This is a genomic window from Microcystis sp. 49638_E5 (assembly GCF_021300285.1).
Lineage (GTDB): Bacteria > Cyanobacteriota > Cyanobacteriia > Cyanobacteriales > Microcystaceae > Microcystis > Microcystis aeruginosa_C.
Window position 1 is genome coordinate 1 of the sequence record NZ_JAJTDH010000085.1, and the last position, 18,886, is coordinate 18,886.

General features: G+C 42.7%; 16 protein-coding genes and 1 pseudogene. 5 read left to right on the forward strand and 12 right to left on the reverse strand.

The genetic code is table 11. From position 1 onward, the window contains the following. Positions 1–166: 166 nt before the first annotated feature. The 3 genes from LW728_RS18760 to LW728_RS18770 all read right to left on the reverse strand — a co-directional run bounded on the left by LW728_RS18760 (position 167) and on the right by LW728_RS18770 (position 3,757). On the reverse strand, positions 167–457 hold the full coding sequence (locus tag LW728_RS18760; RefSeq protein ID WP_002772019.1) for a circadian clock KaiB family protein: 291 nt from the start codon (positions 455–457) through the stop codon (positions 167–169). Next, the gene (locus LW728_RS18765) at positions 454–1,320 is read right to left on the reverse strand and encodes a response regulator (protein WP_287767635.1); all 867 of its coding nucleotides are present in this window, start codon (positions 1,318–1,320) and stop codon (positions 454–456) included. The genes LW728_RS18760 and LW728_RS18765 overlap by 4 nt, the downstream gene beginning before the upstream one ends. Positions 1,321–1,555: 235 nt before the next feature. Next, complete coding sequence (locus LW728_RS18770; RefSeq protein ID WP_287767637.1) at positions 1,556–3,757, reverse strand: PhoX family protein; 2,202 nt, start codon at positions 3,755–3,757, stop codon at positions 1,556–1,558. Positions 3,758–4,150: 393 nt separating this feature from the next. Here LW728_RS18770 and LW728_RS18775 point away from each other — a divergent pair, with 393 nt between their 5' ends. Then, a complete protein-coding gene (locus LW728_RS18775; protein ID WP_002752658.1) occupies positions 4,151–4,474 on the forward strand; it encodes a DUF4164 family protein in 324 nt (107 codons plus the stop codon). A 37-nt stretch (positions 4,475–4,511) separates the two neighbouring features. Here LW728_RS18775 and LW728_RS18780 read toward each other — a convergent pair whose 3' ends face one another. From LW728_RS18780 to LW728_RS18790, 4 genes are all read right to left on the reverse strand, one after another. Continuing rightward, complete coding sequence (locus LW728_RS18780) at positions 4,512–5,198, reverse strand: N-acetylmannosamine-6-phosphate 2-epimerase (protein ID WP_287669644.1); 687 nt, start codon at positions 5,196–5,198, stop codon at positions 4,512–4,514. Between the two features lie 113 nt (positions 5,199–5,311). After that, the gene (locus LW728_RS18785; protein WP_002760578.1) at positions 5,312–5,821 is read right to left on the reverse strand and encodes an inorganic diphosphatase; all 510 of its coding nucleotides are present in this window, start codon (positions 5,819–5,821) and stop codon (positions 5,312–5,314) included. 161 nt (positions 5,822–5,982) lie between these two features. After that, positions 5,983–6,177, reverse strand: a complete 195-nt coding sequence (locus tag LW728_RS23450) for a TLTLP motif-containing protein (protein WP_012267246.1) — start codon at positions 6,175–6,177, stop codon at positions 5,983–5,985. A 716-nt stretch (positions 6,178–6,893) separates the two neighbouring features. Then, positions 6,894–8,072, reverse strand: coding sequence for an AI-2E family transporter (locus LW728_RS18790; protein WP_287669646.1), 1,179 nt, complete (start codon positions 8,070–8,072; stop codon positions 6,894–6,896). Between the two features lie 285 nt (positions 8,073–8,357). Between LW728_RS18790 and LW728_RS18795 the strand changes: the two genes are divergently transcribed. From LW728_RS18795 to LW728_RS18805, 3 genes are all read left to right on the forward strand, one after another. Continuing rightward, positions 8,358–8,666: a type II toxin-antitoxin system PrlF family antitoxin gene (locus LW728_RS18795; RefSeq protein WP_287767639.1), complete on the forward strand. Its 309-nt coding sequence runs from the start codon at positions 8,358–8,360 to the stop codon at positions 8,664–8,666. 75 nt (positions 8,667–8,741) lie between these two features. Beyond that, positions 8,742–9,374, forward strand: a complete 633-nt coding sequence (locus LW728_RS18800; protein ID WP_002794745.1) for a VWA domain-containing protein — start codon at positions 8,742–8,744, stop codon at positions 9,372–9,374. A 15-nt stretch (positions 9,375–9,389) separates the two neighbouring features. After that, entirely contained in the window at positions 9,390–12,107 is a 2,718-nt protein-coding gene (locus LW728_RS18805) for a dynamin family protein (protein WP_287767641.1), read from the forward strand. A 395-nt stretch (positions 12,108–12,502) separates the two neighbouring features. Here the strand turns inward: LW728_RS18805 and LW728_RS18810 are convergent, their stop codons facing one another. The 3 genes from LW728_RS18810 to LW728_RS18820 all read right to left on the reverse strand — a co-directional run bounded on the left by LW728_RS18810 (position 12,503) and on the right by LW728_RS18820 (position 16,466). Continuing rightward, entirely contained in the window at positions 12,503–12,991 is a 489-nt protein-coding gene (locus LW728_RS18810) for a PIN domain-containing protein (protein WP_287767643.1), read from the reverse strand. After that, positions 12,984–13,235 carry a UPF0175 family protein gene (locus LW728_RS18815; protein WP_002764591.1) on the reverse strand — a complete coding sequence of 84 codons (252 nt, stop codon included), beginning with the start codon at positions 13,233–13,235 and terminating at the stop codon, positions 12,984–12,986. Before LW728_RS18815 ends, LW728_RS18810 begins: the two co-directional genes overlap by 8 nt. A 1,215-nt stretch (positions 13,236–14,450) precedes the next feature. After that, a complete protein-coding gene (locus LW728_RS18820; RefSeq protein WP_287767645.1) occupies positions 14,451–16,466 on the reverse strand; it encodes a ribonuclease catalytic domain-containing protein in 2,016 nt (671 codons plus the stop codon). A 291-nt stretch (positions 16,467–16,757) separates the two neighbouring features. Here LW728_RS18820 and LW728_RS18825 point away from each other — a divergent pair. Continuing rightward, positions 16,758–17,033: pseudogene (locus LW728_RS18825) on the forward strand (ISL3 family transposase); the annotation flags it as partial. A 134-nt stretch (positions 17,034–17,167) separates the two neighbouring features. Here LW728_RS18825 and LW728_RS18830 read toward each other — a convergent pair. Beyond that, entirely contained in the window at positions 17,168–17,578 is a 411-nt protein-coding gene (locus LW728_RS18830; protein WP_228051261.1) for a hypothetical protein, read from the reverse strand. 175 nt (positions 17,579–17,753) lie between these two features. Beyond that, a partial coding sequence (locus LW728_RS18835; protein WP_287767647.1) for a S8 family serine peptidase occupies positions 17,754–18,886 on the reverse strand: 1,133 nt, incomplete at its 5' end.

Consider the following 18,886-nt stretch of genomic DNA (forward strand, 5'->3'; position numbering starts at 1 on the left):
ATTTTGGGATTATGAAGAAGATATTTAATCTTTTAATCAACCTTAAACTATTTACTTTTCCTAATCTCCACAATTACGATGCTTTTTCATGTCTTATTTGAAAACGCTATATAGTAAGTTAAACTTATCACACAGAACCTAGAAGAGCCGAATTTTTAGGTGAATCCTAATTGAGATGGGAGTCTTTGGGAATAACATCCAAACCGAGGAGAACCTTTTGGGTATTGGACATATCGCCGATAATTCTTTGTAGGGGTGGGGGAAGTTGTTTGACTAAAGTAGGAGTTACGAGAATTTTATCCTGTTCCGCTAATTGCGGCTGTTCGAGAACATCAATTATTTCTACGGTATAAAGACCGGATAACTCCTCGCGACAGATACGAAAAATATTAGCGATCGCCCTCTGGGATTTACTTGAATCACCCATAATGTAGAGTTTGAGAAGATATTGACTCATGATTGCGTGTTATTGAACAGTTTAATGTTGCTGAGACCGATATAGTATTTACGATAGAAAGAGACGAGATAACCCATCAATTCCAGGACCATGAGACGACCTTCGCTAACGTAGGCCTGCGCTTTGGCCAGGGTGACATCCTGATTTTTTTGGCGTAGGGTGGTAGTATGAATGTCCACCACATCGCGAGGACTAGCTTTTAAGAATCCTAACTTATCAGCCAAGCTTCGCAGTCGTTCCGATAGATTATGTTCCACTTTGTATGCTTGTTCTTCTAAAGCTAAATCTAATAAATCTCCGTAATTTTGGACTAATTCTTGAAAAATATCGGGAATACTCTGCCTTATTGCCTCAGAACCGAACATTTTCGCCGTGATGCTAGTTTGTACTCCCTTGATTAACTGTTCCAGTTCGCGAAATTCTTCTTCCTGTTGTTGATGTTTAAGATTGAGGATATATTGCTGACGCTCGATCGCCACACGAATTTGATAGACTAAAAGACTACTATCGATATTATTTAACTGAATATAACCGTCAGCACCGAGTTGAAAGGCTTTAACGACTAATTTCTCATCATTGCTAGTAGTTTGAACCACTATCGGTATATCAGAGGCTAATTCTCTGGTTTTGACTAGAATATTTAAGCCGGGGGGAACAGAGATTTCCAAGCTTAAGAGGATGAGATCAAATTTCTCCCCTGCCAGTTTTTCGGCAGTTTCCTCTAGATCCTGAGCTTGGGTGAGGGTAAAAGTCAACCCCCTGGCCAGGGAACATTGGGGGGCCTTTAACAGCAATCTCTGGATTAATTTAACAGTCGTCGGTTCGTCCTCTATCAATAAAATCCTACAGAGATCCCTAGTCATTGTTAATCGATCGCTAAAATTATCTTTTTTCCCCCTACTCTCATAGTAAGCCCATCTTTGGGAAACTCAAGGACAAAATCACAACATATCTCCGGCAAAAGTGAGATTTTAATGGCGACCTTGCCCTTAAATTCCTTAATTTAACGATTTTTCCTGAAAAAGATCGCTTTTCTACTCCAAGGAAACAATCTATTTCCTTTTTCTCCCCACTTCCCCACCTCCTCACTTCCCTCACCTATTTTGACTCAATTCGGCGAATCGCCACCACTGCCGGCCGGGGAGGTTGATTAACTTGACCACTGGGCCAATTCGACCCTAGGGGTACTTGTCGCATTTGTTCAAATTCTTGCCCATTAGTGGTTTTAAGGGCAAATTTACGGTTTTCAAAGGCTAAATCCCGACGAATTCCCCCCGCTTCCCCCGGATGTTGTACTGCCAAAAATAACGTCTCTTGGTCGGGAGTAAAGTACAATCCCGTTAATTCCGCATCCATGGGAGCGATAGCAAAAGGATAGGGATGCTCTTGACCCTTAACAAACACCCAAGCGCTATTATTACCAAAAATCCCCAATAAATCCCGTTGACTAACCGGGACCCCTTGGGGATAACGAGTTTTCATCTCTCGATTTAACCCACCCGTGGAAATATCGCTAACCATCCAGAGATTTCCCTGTTTATCGAAAGCGAGGTTATCGGGATTAGAAAAACCCTCACCTTTCTCTGTCGGTTCCCCTCCATAAGCGACCACATCCCAACGAAAACTTAAGGAAGCAGCATCGTTATTATCTTCCCTTAAGCTGATAATCCAACCAAATTCGTAGGGTATTTCGCCATTTGGTCCCTTAAATATCTCCTTATCGGCTCCTCCCTCCGCTTCACTGGGACTACCAGAGGTAAAGGTCATATATAAAGTGCCATTCTCGTCCACTTCCGTATCTTCTGGGCGACCAGTACAAGTGACCCCAACGGCGTTAGCGGCAAAATGAGCATCGATGAGAATTGCTCCCTGTTTTTCCGTCCCATTACCTTCATACAGGTCTGCGAGGGTCTTATATTTAGATTTGTAGGCCAGAATCTCCTCATCGTCCTTAAATAGCAGTAATTTAGTCTCATTGGCCGTTCTTTCGGGATTTGGCAACGCTACCACCCCATCCCCGCGACTAGCGGCAATTTGACTCGGTAGGACGGGATTTATCTCCGTGTCGGGATTTAATGGTATCCAATAACCAGTTTTATCGGGGTTGAATTTGGCCCCGTAGAGCATTCCTTTTTCTAGGAGTTTTGAGTTATTTTTCTGCTTAATATCGCTAATTTTGCCCTCGGAAACGAATTTATAGATATGACCGCCTCTGCGATCGCATCCTGAATAAACCGCCAAGGGTTGCCCCGTTTGAGCGAGAAAAGCGACCGCTTCATGGCGAAAACGCCCTAACCAAGTGTGTTTTGTGCCGTAATCGTCGGGATTGGCTGGATCCACCTCCACCATCCAACCGTATTTATTTCCCGCTAACCCAAAAACGTTACCCCGGCCATCCACTTCCCCACTATTGAGAATAAAGGGGGTAGTATCGGGATGCAAAGAAGAACCATCTTTTAACACTACCTCGGTCACTTGGTCTTGAAAGTTCTCCTCGGCACTAAATACGGTCCCCCAGGGAGTTGTTCCCCCGGCGCAATTTTGCAACGTTCCGATAATTTTTGCCCCTAATCCGTCATCGTAGCCAAGTTTATCAGTTTTGGTAAAAATTGCTACAGCAGGACCGGTGGCTTTCAGGTAACGACCGTCCTTTAGTCCAGAGATACCGGTAATGCGGCGATCGGCTTTACTATAGGTACGTTGCCATTTTCCCGTTTGATCTTTAGCGAGGGAAATTACGCCAATTCCCTGATCAATTAAGCCTTCTAGGGAGATTTCCTCGATTTTTGCCCTTAAGCTGGCATCTTGCAGGTTATAGGCGGCAATTTCACCCTTTTCGTTGGTTTTTTCTCGTACTTCCTTGACGGGTAGGGTTTTACCAATCACTTGTTCAAAGGTTTGTAGCCAAGTACGACCACTGATATATTCAAAATTAACGGTTAGATAACCTTGACCCGGACTGGTTTCGATAAAAGATAGATAATCATTGTTATAACCGAAACGGGAATCACCCACTTTATCTCCCCACTGCGCTACCACATCATAGGTGAATCCTTGCGGAAGAACGAGATCATCTGGGACTGTATAGGTTTGATAGGCACTTTTTTGGCTTTCATCGCTCATACCGTCAATTTTTAAGGGAATCGGCAGTTTGACTGGAGAAAAGTTTAAGCCAAAACTATTAGCAGCGATCGCAGGACTGCTAATCAGAGAGGAATATTTTTTCTCTTGCAGACTGAAAAAAGAGACACCAGCAGTGGCAGTTAAAAAGGTGAGGAAATTACGGCGAGAAATACTCATATTTTCAGGAATAAAGTCAAAACTGGTGTTCAGACCTTGATTAGGTTAAATTTTATTACATAAACTTGACATAGGTATTATATATTATCCAAGTTATGACTAAGTTAACAGCCAGTTAAGTAGGTAGGCACAATTATTTGTAGGATGGGTTAGCGGTAGCGTAACATAATCGGGCGTTGGGTTTCATGCTTCAACCCAACCTACGTTCATTTTATATTTAATTCCACCCACCTACTTAAAAGTAATCAGTAAACAGTAATCGGTGCAAAGACAGCAGAAAACTGCCATAATCAGTAAGCAGTAATCGGTGCAAAGACAGTAGAAAACTGCCATTTAATACCGCTCACTTAAAATTCAAATCTGATAACTGAAAACTGAATAGGGGTTTAGCAAATGTCTAACGAAACTGTAACTTATTCCCTAGAAGCCGTTCTGACAAGGATTGAGGGAAAAATCGATAACCTACAAAGAGATGTTACTCAAAAATTCGACAAAATCGATGAACGTCTCACAAAATTAGAAATCGGACAAGCCGAACTCAAGGGAGAGTTAAAAGGAGATATTAAAGCTTTAGATGAGCGATTGACCACGGAAATCAAGGGATTAACGGCACGGATTGCCTATCAGGAATTTACTAACCGGGGGATTTTAATCGCTTTAGTCGTCGCTATTTTGGGTGGTGCGGCTAAACTTTTTGGTTTTTTTCCTAATCCCTAGAAGTGGCTACCAGGCACGGCTAGGAGCAAGATCAATGTCATGAATATTTTGATAAAATTCCTTGTAAAAAAGCGGTAGTTTTTAAATCAATCCCTGTAATTGCCGTACCAACAACTACCGAATAGGCACCAACTTCTAGGGCTTTTTTGGCTTCTGTTGGAGTCGATATTCCTCCTTCACAGATAACAGGAACTGATAACTTATTAACTAATTCTTCTAGGAAAGAAAAACTCGGCGGATGCAGATGTTTAGTGGCTTCTGTGTAACCGTAAAGAGTTGTACCGACAACATCAGCACCGGCTGCCACCGCATAAATAGCACTTTCGATCGAGTCTATATCTGCCATGACTAATTTACCAGTTTCCTGATGAATACGATCGATAATTGTGGCTAAATTTTCATCATCGGGGCGCTTTCTTGGGGTAGCATCTAAGGCAATGATATCGGCACCCGCATCGGCAATAGCGAGAGCATCTTGATATTTGGGCGTAATATATACCGAACAATCGCGATAATTGCGTTTCCAGAGTCCAATTATCGGTATATCCGGCAATTGTTGACGGGTGGCTTTCAGATGAGCGGGACTATCAATTCTTACCCCACAAGCACCCCTATCCACGCAAGCATGAGCCATGGCAGCAATAATTACAGGATCGTGCAGAGATGACTCCACCGGCGCTTGACAGGAGACGATTAAACCCGATTTTAAGGTTTCTATTCGCATAAATTGGGGTGTGGGGTGTGGGGTGTGGGGTATGGGGTGTGGGGAGACTTTTCAGTTATCAGTGAACTGATAACTGATAACTAACCCCACCAGCAAACTTTTTGCCGCAAACCTTACTTATAAGCAGCAATACACTGTTCAACTAAAGCGGTTACTGCGTCCACATCTTTCCAACCGAGAATTTCTGTGACTTTTTTCTCTAGATTCTTATAGGTTTTGAAAAACTCGGCGATTTCCTCCAAGCGATGGGGAGAGACATCTTTGAGGGATTTTACCTCTGCATAACGGGGATCTTTAGCGGGAACACAGAGAATTTTTTCATCGCGGTCACCACCATCGATCATTTCTAACATACCAATAGGGCGGGCCGTAATCACACAGCCCGGGAAAGTAGGCTGATCCATGATCACCATACCATCTAAAGGATCGCCATCATCGGCGAGGGTATTGGGAACAAAACCATAATCACAGGGATATTGTACCGAAGAATAGAGAACGCGATCGAGAGCAAAGGCATTTAAATCCTTATCAAACTCGTATTTATTCTTACTGCCGGCGGTAATTTCCACTAAAACGTTAATTAAACCTGGTTTCGGTTGGGCAGGAATGCGCGATAAATCCACAAGCTTTCTCCAAATACAAGACAATAGCGCCTTTAGAGTCACCTAAAAGCGCAAGCAAAATTAAAACACACTTTGATTGACTCCGATCCAAATTTTACTCATAAGGGGGATCGGGACGAAGAAAAAAATTTTTATTTTGGCAATCGTCTATCTCAATTCTGTCACCTCATTTGCCTCGTTAGGGAGTAGGATGTGTTACCGGTAAGGGGTTCTTCGGTATAGTTAGGCGTGGAGTTATATCCAATCGCTAACAAGGGTAACGTTAGGGTCAGAATTGCGATCATGGTTCCGAGTAAATTGGCCCACCTATGACTAGGAGGTTCGGAAGTCTTCCCTGACGGGTTGCTTGATTCCATAAAGGGGTCGTGTTGAACTCGACAAGTAAAGAATACGAGAGATATATAGAGCAGTCAGCTATCGGCTTTTAGCTTTTAGCAAATTACTGCTATTTTTTGCCTTTGGGCTTGGTTAACGTCTCGTTAAAAAGCGAAACATTAACAGCAATACTCTCCCTACTAATTATATTTTACCAATTCTTTTCCAAGAGTTCACTCTGATACTTTTCTTGACGATCTCTCCAGATCATGGTCTGTTGGTGTTTGTCCATGTCATACTAAATCAGTTTTTAATAACTGGATTTAGTATCAATCCACAAAAAAAATGTCTGAAAAGCCCAAATATTAAGCGATTCAAACATTTTCTCATTGCAATCGGAGGGTGATATTGACTTTATGTCTTAACTTCGAGCTTACGATAGAAACCTAGCTGTTAATGTAGCCTATTTAACCAAAATATCGATTTTTTGCTGATTTATCGGGATAGACAATCACCTTTTCTCAGAAATTATCCGAGTTTAGAGATAATTGGTTAGCTAATCTCCCAATAAGCCAGGCCCCAGAGACCAGCAAGGCATCCGCCAGGGACGGCGATCAGGGCAAGTGGAGTTAATCTACCAATATGGATATCATAACTCGATCGAGGGAGAAAAGCCAAGAACCTGCGAGAAAATTGCCGATTTATCCCGGCCAATATTACTGCTCACATCGCCCTAGATCATGCCGTCAGTCATTCTTCAGCGAGAAACCACCTCGCTAGAGGATTCTGATTCTAGGGGGAGAGAGGGTTTAATTATCCCGTATTTTGTCTCCTCTGGGGTCACTTGACGGATCACCTCCAAAGCTTCCTTGATCATTACTGCCATGGGAACCGCGACAATCACCCCCAGTAAACCGCCCACTCGCGCCCCCGTCAAGACCGAAACCAACACCCAAAAGGGATTTAACCCCGTGACACTGCCCAAAATCCGGGGAGCAATGCCGTTTTCGACAATTTGCTGCACCACTACAGCTACGGCTAAAACTTGCAGAGCTAAACCAATATCGCGCAAAGCTAGTAAAGCTGTCACTGTGACAATGCCGACAGTTCCCCCAAAAGGGATTAAGGCCATGGTACCAATCAAGAGGCCGAATAGAAGACCAAAAGGAACTTTAATCGATAAAAATGCCGTGACTAATCCCAGGGCCATGCAGGTGGCACAAATCACCTGTCCGACAAAGTAATTCTGAAAACTTAAGCGTAGGGTTAGAGAAAAGGGTTGTTGGACGGGTTTGGGCAACCATTGGATAATACTCCTCCAGATATCGGGACTGTGGAGAAGTAGATAAAAGGTGAGGATAATGGTTAGCAGCACATCAAGCACTCGCACCACGGTAAAAACGGTGAGATTAAGGGCTAAATTAACGCTTCTTCCCGCTAAAATTTGCAATTCTGCCCCTAAACGACTGTTAAACTGAGCGATCAGACCATCGAAACTGATCGGAATCGGTAGATTCATCGTGTCGATTTTGGTATCTAGTTGCATCAGTTGGCGCTGTCCCGAGTCTAACCATTCTGGCAATCTGTTGACAAATTGCTGCGCTTGGGTGAAGACTAAGGGAACTAGGGTGATTCCCACGGCCACAAAAATTAAAATCGTGATCAGGGAAACCACGATCGCAGCTAAACCCCGTTTTAATCCCTGACGTTCCAACCAAGTCACCGGATAACCCAAGAGAAAAGATAGAACGGCCGCTATCAGTAAAATAACAAATAAAGATTCAAAATAGCCAAAAATTGCCGATAATGCCCAGGCATTCAGAACTATAAGTGGTGCAGCTAGAGCAATCACCAGTAAGCGGGATAGGGAATTCAGGGATTGCCACCACGTCTGAACCCAATTGCGTTTCGGGGGAACGACTTTAACTTCCACCATGAAGCCTCTTAAAAGGGTTGTTTCAATACTTGTATTCTGACAGATCGAAGCCGAACCCGCTAACTCAACTGGGGGGAAGTGGGAAGATGGGGTGTGGGATGCTGACAGGTTTAGGTTTACTACAACAACCTTATGGGTGTAACGGGGCATCCTGCCGACATTTAAGGTGAACGGCTCCGTTAGGCTGTAGATCTAGTCACTCCATACTTGACAAGACAATGCAGTTGCATTACCATCAAGAGCTAGTTTTTATGGACAAGCTTAGAGGTCGCTATAGCTGCAACGATGGCCCCATGCCCAGAATCCACTCTTACTGATCGCTATCAGACTACAATTCCCGATTCTGTTCGCAAAGCCCTTGGCTTGAATAAGCGCGATAAAATCTGCTACAACATACAGGCCGACGGTAAAGTATGGATTTCCAGGGCTGACGGGACAGAAGAAAATGATCCGGTGCTTGGGAAATTTCTGAATTTTCTTGCCCAAGATATGGAACAGAACCCTCAACACATACAGGCAATTAGTTCTAACCTAGTCAATCATGTTCAATCTTTGGTCTCTGGCGTTGATCTGGATCTTGATGAGGACGAATAAGGTTGTATATAGATCAGCCGGATAGGTGCTAAGATAAGAGCAGGAGCAAAACTTTCAAATACAGGAGTGTATGCCATGCTTGAGGATCAGGATTCTATCTTGAAGGAGCGAGATTACACATTGATCATTGACAAAAGTGGAAGTATGTCAACTAAGGATCAGCAGGGCGGCAGAAGTAGATGGGATGTGATGCAGGAATCCACTTTTGCTCTAGTCACCAAGTGCGAAGAGTTTGATCCAGATGGAATTACTGTCTACTTCTTCTCATCTAAATTTAGACGCATTGAAAATGTTACTTCTAGTCAAGTTTCGCAATTATTTAAAGAAATCTCTCTTGTTGGTCGCACTGAGATGGCACTTGTTTTAGAAGACGCTCTACAAAACTATTTTCATCGAAAACAAGAGAAGCAAACCAAGCTAAATGGGGAAACAATACTCGTTATTACTGATGGGCAGCCCGACAATAAAAAAGCGGTTGCTGAAACGATCGTCAAAGCGACTCAGCAAATGGAAAAAGATGAGGAGTTAGCAATCTCTTTCATTCAAATCGGAAATGATCCTGATGCAACAAAGTTTCTTAAGTTGCTAGATGATGAATTAAAAGGTGCTGGAGCTAAGTTTGACATTGTGGATACAGTTACGATTGAAGATATAGAAGACGAGAACCTTTCATTGGTTGATGTTTTACTGAATGCAATTCTTGACTAACTACAGAGAGAAGCTATGGGTGGAATTGATGAATTATTCGACAAAGAAAATCCAGCGTCTCGGCCAAGAGATTCTCAGCCTGGAAAAGGTTCAGATGATCAATCTAATCTGGATTGTCAGAATTGGTTAAGTCGGTTTGGTAGTAGTTTAGGTGAAACTGAAGCAAGAAAACAGTTTGAGCGCTGGACAAAATTGCAAAGAAAATGTGCCGAACTGCAAGAAGTCCTTTCACAATATCAAAGTTTGGATCTATCTAAAGCCAAAAAGCTTCTTGACAGAGCGGATAATGTCCTTCGGCAAGATCGGGATTACCAAGTCGTAGTGATTGGTGAAACAGGTGCTGGTAAGAGCAGCCTTCTGAACGCTCTTTTGCAAGAAAGACTGCTTCTGACTGGTGGTGGAGCAGCAATTACTGGCACAGCTATCTATGTCTATCCCAATCAAAACGTGGATTTTGACAAAGCTGAACTTTCTATCAGAACTCAAGATGAATTCAAACCGCTACTACTTGGTGTAGCTAGTCATTACCTTGATGAGCAAACAAGGGCTAGTTTGTTTGGAGATGAAGCGAGTATAACTGCTGCTAAAGTTATCGATCTAGCAACTAATGAAGACATAGCTAAAAAGTTACCGGATAATGTTCCAATTGATAAACGAAAACGTATTGTAGATGAAATTTTAGACATTGCAAATACATGGCAGAAAATTGACAATATTAAAACATCGATTAAAATAGAGTTTCAACTTCCAAAAGATCAGAAAGAACTTAACACTTACTTAGAAGAAGGTGGTAGTCGAAATGGAAAGGAAAATCCTGAAAGAGTGATTCCTGCCATCAAGTGTGCAAAGTACTATCTAAAGCCGAAAGATAGCAGCTATTTGAATGGTAAAACATCTAGCAATGTTGTTTTTATTGATGTTCCTGGATCGGCAGCAAAAACTCTAAGACACACGGAGATTTTACGACAGGAACTTAAGAATGCTAATGCAGTAGTGTTTGTGGTTAATCCCAATAGACCTGCTGAAGAAGAAGGTACTTCTATCGCAAACCTACTAGATAAGTACTTATTCAGTGGCTATACGGCTGAAGAAAAAAGCAAATTTGCTAATCGTGTATTCATTGTTGTAAATAAAGCCGATCAGATAAAGTCTGAGGAAGATGAAACTCGACTAAAAAAATCATTATCGGAACTCTGCGAGATTATTGGCGATACAAATTTACTGAAATCTAGATATTTTAGGATTGTCGCAGAAAAGTCAGTACTTGCTCTAATTCTTAGACAGAAGATCAAACTGACTGACGAGATTGAAAAGGACTTTTACGCAACTTTAGCAAAATGCCACGTTGACAATTTAGGAAAGGCCAATCCTAATAAGCTAGATGAGGAAAGTGGAATACCAAGTTTATTAAAAGAGCTGAATACATTCTTGAGTAAGGATCGTGTTAAGCTCATGCTTGATGAAGGAGAATTATTTTTAGAGAAGGCGGAAAACGATATCAAGCTAACCTGTCGTCAAATTCTTGGATTAGAGCATCAGGAAATTTCATCTGAACAACTAGATGGACTTGGATTGACAACGAAAGTTTTTTGCGATCAGACTCTAGAACAAGATCGAAAAGAACTAGAGAAAGCCAGGAAGGCTCTGATTGAGTTTGTGAAAACTTGGATTGACAGTGAAGAGCATCAGGGAAAGGTTTCAAGCAAAGTTACAAGCATCTTTACTAAATTAAAAGACTCTATCAAGGAGCCAGCTAAACGCTTGCTAGATCCAGAAGACAGAGATGGTGCTCTTCATATTACCCTCTCACACGTTACTGGCAAATCATATCCAAATGTTGATTCTCCATTTCTTTTGCTGTCAACTGAAGAAAAATTTCATCGGGCTGTTGAGGAAAATAGTAGAGATTTAGCCGACTACTATTTTCATAAATTCGATGACAAAGTTCGAGATATAAAAATCGGTGAGCTAATTGAACAGAAATCTTATGAGCAGAAATATATCAAAGAACTAGCTCTTGACAAAGAAATTCAAGAATCCAAGCAGCAGGTTTATGAGAATTTTCTAGCTATCTGTAAATGGGTTCTCATGTACGAACTGGTCAAAATGCCTATTGATTTACCTCTTAATCCGTCTGGGGATGATGTGAGTCATAACCTTTCAGTAAAAGTATTTCAAGAAACATTCAGTGAAATTGCACCTGAGTTAGTTTCACTGGGTAGTGACGCAATTCAAATTATGGTATATGGAATTCTACCCTTACCTCTGAATAAGCTTATCGAAGTCTTTGCTCGTTTAGTTGAGCAGAAAGTTGAAGAGCCCACTGATGAAGATAGCGAGAAAAAGCCACCAAAATCCACAGAGAGCAAGCAAAATCTACCTGAAAAATTACTAGACAAGATAGATCTTGAAGAAAAAGTGGCTGAATATGGTAAGATTAACGATACAGAGAAATTAACTGAGCTTCTCCAAGAACAGTTTGCTTTTCGTTACAGCGTTGCTGTTAGTACGGCTTTGATTTATTTGGAAAGATTGTTTAGATATGAACTGGGGAAATATTACCAGAAATTAGGAGAAATCAACAATCGCCTAATCGGAATGCATCAGTCTGCTGTTAACTTGAATCATGAAGATATTCTAAAACAACTAGGTAAAAAACATACTGACATGAGCCAAAAGTTTGAAGATGCGTTAAACTGTTTGAAAAGGCTTTTGGAATTATCAACCATGTAAGTTTTGGGAAAGTGCAAATGCAGCCTAACAATCCTGTTGGAGCGGACTGTTTAGAGACCTCGGTTGTGTTGCTAAGGCTACTGGCATCCGCTCAACTGGAACGTTATACTGAATCAGTTTTTAATAGCATGATTAACTGCCAATCCAACTTGAAAAACCCGCTCCCTTCTCCCCACTGCTGTGACAAAAAACAACTATCCCCCGATAGCGATCGCAAAAGATTTGTGGTTCTTCGGTTTGTCTTATGCAACGTACAGGATTATAAGGAATGAAACTCTTATAGAGAAAGACATTTGGCGATTTTTGTCAATTGTTTTTGATCTAGAGCGAACTAATCAATTATGCTCCCCTATCGAACCATACCAAGTAACGAAGAGCCTTTTTTTTAAGCATACTTACTCTCCAGCTAATCGAAGAACATCATTGACAACTTTATCAGTTAGCCACATTCCTTGATGGCGTAACTTAGCAATAACGGGAGCAACAGAAGATAGATAGCCCTGCTGCTTCGCTTTAACTAAAACACCAAGCGTTCCTGAATATTTTAAGCGATATAAATTGGCAATACGTCGGGCTAATTGATCATCAAAAATCAGTAAACTACCTGGATTTTCTAATCCTAAAGCTAAGACCTCAGCTTCTCCTTGCCCTAAATCAATAATAGCCGGAATTAGACTGACTGATTTAACCAGAGTAATTGAAATCCATTCAATTGCCTGAATATTGGGAACATCAATTCCTTTATTTTTACCGATTGCTAATTCTTCGACCACTGCTGGAGGAGTCAGGATTTGAGAATACAAGCGTTGGAGCAATTCTAAATATCCCACTTGATGTAAGTACAGTAGAGGAGAGGTGTTGACAATGACTTGAGGATTAGGCATTGACAATATCTTGTTCCAATTGTTCAGTCGTTAAAGAAAAAGGGGAGACTTGATAACGCCCCAAAATAGTTAAAAATTCTACTCGTGACATTCCGGCTAATTGGGCTGCACGTCCTGAAGATAGTTTGTCAAGTTCAAAAAGTTTAACGGCTGCCAATATTTTTAATTCTCTTGATAGATTTTCAGGAGTTTCTTTGAGACTAATTAAGATTTCTTCAGGAATTTCAAGGGAAATAGTGCTCATTTTCTTTCTCTCTCAATAATTGTCTCTATTCTACACCAATAAAATTAGTCCTTCTCTGTGAGTAGAATCAGTAACGGGTTTCCCCTCTCCAGCCGACAGAATGAGCGGGTGCAGCCTATCTTGTCCTCAAGGGGTTGGAGACCAAGCCTCTAGGGCTTTATGGCAATATAATCGTGCTTAATTTGGGTTAGCCATCGAGTTGAGAGGTGGTCAAGGGAGAACACAAAGGCGAATCCGACATACCGCGCTACAATCCCTTACGGAAGACGATAGTTCGCCTGAGAAGGAGTAAAACAGGGGAAACTAATTGAGATTCCTTCCTTTGGGAGTCGTTGCTAGGGAGAGAAATATAAAGATTTATTAAATTGTAGCTTTTGATACTTTATTGGGGAGGGTAACGTGTATTGTTCTGTTGTCCGTCTTTGTTGTTGGGTTAGGCTGTTGCTTGAACTAGGCTGCAAGAGCGGCGATCGCACTCCGAACCTGAAAAAGTAAAACTACAACCTTACACCAACAAAAACACTACTCAGGAGTAAAAAATGAAAAATTGCACATTAGCTTTGGCTCTTGGGACTGCTGTAGTTACTACAGTTCTTAGCTTGGTTGCTGAATCCGCTCACGCTCTTACATTCCGGTTCGATGGGTTACGAACTGATGATGACTCATTCGATTTAATCCTAACCACTGAAGATACACTAATAACTGAGGTTCTTCGTTACTTGTTATGGTTCGATAGGGTGGCATAAATAAACTAAATCCTTATCTGGCAAGAGATTTAATTGATTAGTTCGCTCTAGATCAAAAACAATTGACAAAAATCGCCAAATGCCTTTCTCTATAAGAGTTTCATCCCTTATAACCTCCGTCCATTGCATAACACAAACCGAAGAACCTTATTTAGGGGCTGCTGAAAAAGTTTTTCGTGGGGGCAGGGTGTGGGGTGTGGGGTGTGGGGTGTGGGGTTTTACCCATTTTCAGGTGGTCAATTACCTAATTTTCAGGGAAAAAATCCACTTTTTCAGGGAAAAAAAGTCTAAAAGCCTTATCCAACAAGGTTTTTAGATTTATTCAGCAAACCTTATTTAGGGTTTGCGGCAAAAAGCTTTTCGGTGGTGGCAGGGTGTGGGGTAGTGGAGCATTTGGCTGAAATTTCCCTAAACCCCTAAATCCCTATCACCCTATCTCTCGACTCCTGAATACTGACTCCCCGAGAGATTAACTTGCTTGGGAGGAGACAAAACCCGATAACTCGCGAAAACGGATCTCATCGCGGTGGGGATCGGCGCGACTAACTTGTACTTGAAAGCGATCGCCTAAAGATACCGAGCGCTCAAAACGATGGGGTAATTCTAACCCCAATTCCTCCAATAAAATCAAGCCTAAATTTTCCTCTTCCCGCAGCCAGCGCAATACCAAAGCTTGCCAGACTTGATCTCCCTGTCGTCGCAAAAATTCCAAACTCCAATAACGATTAGTTTGTCGTTCCACTGAGGTGGCTTCCAGGGCCGAACTAGCGACACTATAGAGAATTTCCTGCATTCTATCCCGGGTAAAAGGCAGTTTATCGCCCCGGAGATGGGCTTTTAGTTGAAAATGGGTCAAAAGGTCAGTATAACGGCGAATTGGCGAAGTTACTTGGGAATAGGTATTCAATCCCAGACTAGCATGACGGTTAGGAATCGTCGTCATCTCACTGCGCGGCATACAGCGACGCAAGGCACAGGAACGCACTGGGCCCGCAGGTAGTAAAATTAACTCCTCATCGGGGGGTAATTCCGGTTGTGGTTGTCCCCGGAAAGGTACGGGTATCTCGTGTTCCTGACAGTAGCGACCGGCGATTTCTCCAGCTAAAATCATCATTTCCGCCACTAATTGCCGAGATGGGGAAACTTCCTGCAATTCTACGATAATTTCGTCGTTAGCCTTCACCTTAATGGATGATTCTGGCATTTGGATGTTAATCGATCCCTGAGATTTGCGCCATGCGTGGCGTTGTTTGGCCCAACGGTTGAGAATCTTCACTTCCGGTTCATGCTGCAGATCCAGATGTAACATTTCGTCCACATCTTCGTAGGTGAGGCGATAGGTGGGTTTAATTGTACTAGGATGGATACGATAATCGGCGATCGCCCCTGTTTCATCGAGGATTACCCCAAAACTCAAGGCGGGACAAAGTTTACCCTGTACCAAACTCATTGGACCGGCGGCCAATTCTAGGGGAAACATGGGAACCATTCCCGTGGGAAGATAGAGACTGGTACTACGACGACGCGCTTCTAGGTCTAATTCATCATCGGGAAGCACTAAACGGCTAGGATCGGCAATATGAATCCAGAGACGATGACCACCATCCGCGAGCATTTCCACCGATAATCCGTCATCGATTTCCTCGGTACTTTCATCGTCGATGGTATAAATTTTTTGGTGGGTTAAATCAAGACGATTGTTGACATCCGCATCCGCAGGGGGATTGAGTAAATTAAGACGCGTCACATCAAGTACCTTTTTCGAGAATTGAACGGGGTAGGAACTGCGTCGCAGGAAAAGGTTTTCGTGACTACTCCACCATTTCAAATCGACTAACAATTCAAAAGCAGCCTCGGGGGTTTGGGAACGGCCCAGCAGCGAGAGTATGTCCATGGCTGCTGGATATTTTTGTTCGGGTTGGAGGATAAATTTTTCTAGAGACTCCAGACGAATTCGATCGCTTTCTGACCATTCTACCGTTTCACCGGCCAGGGCCTGTTGGAGACGTTGGAGAAATTGGCTTTTTTCCCGTTGACGCTGTTGTTCCACCTCTAGCTGGTGTTTGATTTCCTCTACCTGATTTTCAGAGCGGGCCTCGTAACCATCCCCTTTATTTTTAAAATAAACTTTATCCTCACTCAAGAGACAATGGGCTGCATAGCAAAACTGCGGACCGCGATCGGAAAAGAGTATCTCGGCCATGGTTTCGGGAGTGACTAACTGATTTTCCCCGGCTAATAATTCCCAGGCCACTTCTAAACCACTGGGATCTAGATAGGGTTGGACTTCCCGCAGAAAATTGCCAATCTCCTTATGGTTGGACGGACCTGCTTTGATAATGTAATCGAAGCGTTGGGGACGCAGTTTATGCGGGTTTCCCCCTTGATCGATGACGATCCAATCTTTTTTACCTTCTGGGCGATCGATCACCCCTAAGCGCCTTTCTCCTTGCACTCGAAATTCTACCAGCGTTCCCTTTTCCACTGTTTTCCTTTACTGCCTATCTATTTTGTCTATTTTCTATCATCCTCGATCGATTACTCGATCGGCAAGAGCAATCATCAATCCCCACCCACTAGATAGGGTTTGTGGCAAAAAGTTTTTCGTGGGGGTAGAGTGTGGGGTTTTACCCATTTTGAGGGGGTCAATTACCTAATTTTCAGGGAAAAAGTCCTGGAATTTTCCCCCTGATCACTCCCATGTCCACCACTTTTGGATTTCAAAAAAGTCTAAAAGTCTTATCAAACAAGGTTTTTAGATTTATTCAGCAAACCCCATTTAGTCAAAGATTCGCCGCTCTCAGGACAACCAGTGTACCCACAAGTTAATCGTCGTCAATTTAAGTGCGATAATTGTCGGAAACCCTTGAGCGAAGAGTTAGATTTTGTCGCCAGTAAACGAACTTATACGAAAAGACTAGCCGAGAATATACTCGAACAATTAAAAGAAGGTGATATTTTAAATGTTAGCCGAAGAAATGACGTAACGGAAGAAGAGATTCCAAGAATGCTAGAGAACATCGCCGAAGAAATTACAGAGCCAGACCTATCGTAATTAAAAAGACTAGGAATTCGCCAATTCAAATACTGGCGAAATGCAGACGTAATCAAGCAAGATAGTAAATTATTTTCTTCTATCTCACTCTCAAGAAATGTTATTTCTTGAGCGTTTTGGGACAATAATTGCTAAAAATAAGCTTTTTCCGTGTTAATTAACTGAATATTGACAATTTGACCGTTAGTCACTTGTACGGTTCCATAGCTGCCGTCCCCTAAAAAATTATTGAGGTACAAATTGTCATCATATTGAGCGAGGAGAGTATATTCCCCTGAGGGCAATTCCACAAAAAAATTACCTTGAGAATCACTACTTATTTGCTTGATTAGGTGAGGATGTTTTTGGGCTTGGGCTACTGACCAGTTGGTTCCTTGAGCGGGAATTCTACCTGAAAAAATCCAAACAGTTGTTTTAATAGGTTCAGGTTTTGTTCTTAAGGATGTTGTGTCTATAGTGGGCATTTGGTCGCCGCTAAGACGAAGAATAGTGCCAGAAATACCCTGTTTTGATTGAGAGAAATTCGGGTCAGTAAAGCTCATCATTGTAACTAGAATAATGGTCAAACTTAGGAACCAGCGAAAGTTAGGATAAATCATAGTTTTGGCGATTTGGCTGTTATTTTGGCTGAAGAAAAGCCTCGTGCAGAATCCAACAGAGACTTTCTTCAGCATTGGTTAACTAGGAATGCTCTGGGTTATGAGCATTAATAGCGTTTTAAGGAAGACGGACAGCACTGCTAGTGAGAATACTGCGGACTTGAGCATGGGTTAAGTTGGGATTAGCCCCGAGCATTAAAGCCACTACTCCTGCCACATGGGGAGCCGCCATCGAGGTTCCGCTGTAACTCGCGTATCCGTTGCCCGGTACAGTCGAATAAACATTCACCCCCGGAGCCATAACGTGCTGCATACTGCTGTTAGTTCCGGCACGATTGGAGAAACTAGCAATTGTCCGGCTGCTATCGACGGCACCGACGGAAAAACCGTATTGGGTAGCGTAGTATGCGGGTGTTCCGGGAGAAGACCCGCTAGAGTTGCCAGCGGCACTAACCGTAATCACATTGCGACTAGCGGCATAGGCAAGGGCATCGCGTAAAGCAGTTGAATCAGACCATCTCAAACTCATATTAATGACGCGAGCGCCATTATCCACTGCATAGCGGATGGCTTGAGCAAGGTTGCCAGTGTTTATCCAATTATTGTTACTATCGGTGTTGGCAATTTTGAGAGCCATTATTCTGGAATTATAAGCAACACCAGTAATACCGATGCCATTGTTACTGGCGGCGATTGTACCTGCCACATGAGTGCCGTGGGTACTCAAAGCACTTTCGGGTCGGACATTGCCACTGTTACCACCAAAACCAGTGGTAAAGTTCCAGCCGTGAATATCATCCACATAGCCATTACGGTCGTCATCAATGCCATTACCGGCAATTTCCCTTGTATTGCGCCAAATATTGTTGCTCAGGTCTTGGTGTAGAATGTCCACCCCATCATCAATTACAGCCACTGTAACACCTTGTCCTGTATAACCTCTTGCCCAAGCTTCGGGGGCGTTAACCATATCATTACCCCAGTTATTACCTCCCAAGTTAGGAACATCGGCAAAAGTGGGTTGACTAATTGCTTGAGCAACGGCAGCGGCAGCGTTAACTAAACCGTAACCATAGGTGGAGTTAAATCCAGTTCCACCACCGCCACTGGTAGCCGAAACAGCGAGATTATAGTTGGTATTAGCACTTTGATAGGGATAGACACGAATGTAGTAGGTGCCTGCACTCAACTGACTGGTAATGCTCTCAGAAGCCGTACCACCGTTAGTAGAGGAGGCAATGACAGAACCGC

Excerpts from the sequence above, each read along its gene's own strand:
- LW728_RS18760 (WP_002772019.1), bottom strand. The coding sequence starts at position 457 with ATGAGTCAATATCTTCTCAAACTCTACATTATGGGTGATTCAAGTAAA.
- LW728_RS18765 (WP_287767635.1), bottom strand. The coding sequence starts at position 1,320 with ATGACTAGGGATCTCTGTAGGATTTTATTGATAGAGGACGAACCGACG.
- LW728_RS18770 (WP_287767637.1), bottom strand. The coding sequence starts at position 3,757 with ATGAGTATTTCTCGCCGTAATTTCCTCACCTTTTTAACTGCCACTGCT.
- LW728_RS18775 (WP_002752658.1), top strand. The coding sequence starts at position 4,151 with ATGTCTAACGAAACTGTAACTTATTCCCTAGAAGCCGTTCTGACAAGG.
- LW728_RS18780 (WP_287669644.1), bottom strand. The coding sequence starts at position 5,198 with ATGCGAATAGAAACCTTAAAATCGGGTTTAATCGTCTCCTGTCAAGCG.
- LW728_RS23450 (WP_012267246.1), bottom strand. The coding sequence starts at position 6,177 with ATGGAATCAAGCAACCCGTCAGGGAAGACTTCCGAACCTCCTAGTCAT.
- LW728_RS18790 (WP_287669646.1), bottom strand. The coding sequence starts at position 8,072 with ATGGTGGAAGTTAAAGTCGTTCCCCCGAAACGCAATTGGGTTCAGACG.
- LW728_RS18795 (WP_287767639.1), top strand. The coding sequence starts at position 8,358 with ATGGCCCCATGCCCAGAATCCACTCTTACTGATCGCTATCAGACTACA.
- LW728_RS18800 (WP_002794745.1), top strand. The coding sequence starts at position 8,742 with ATGCTTGAGGATCAGGATTCTATCTTGAAGGAGCGAGATTACACATTG.
- LW728_RS18805 (WP_287767641.1), top strand. The coding sequence starts at position 9,390 with ATGGGTGGAATTGATGAATTATTCGACAAAGAAAATCCAGCGTCTCGG.
- LW728_RS18810 (WP_287767643.1), bottom strand. The coding sequence starts at position 12,991 with ATGCCTAATCCTCAAGTCATTGTCAACACCTCTCCTCTACTGTACTTA.
- LW728_RS18815 (WP_002764591.1), bottom strand. The coding sequence starts at position 13,235 with ATGAGCACTATTTCCCTTGAAATTCCTGAAGAAATCTTAATTAGTCTC.
- LW728_RS18830 (WP_228051261.1), bottom strand. The coding sequence starts at position 17,578 with ATGAGCTTTACTGACCCGAATTTCTCTCAATCAAAACAGGGTATTTCT.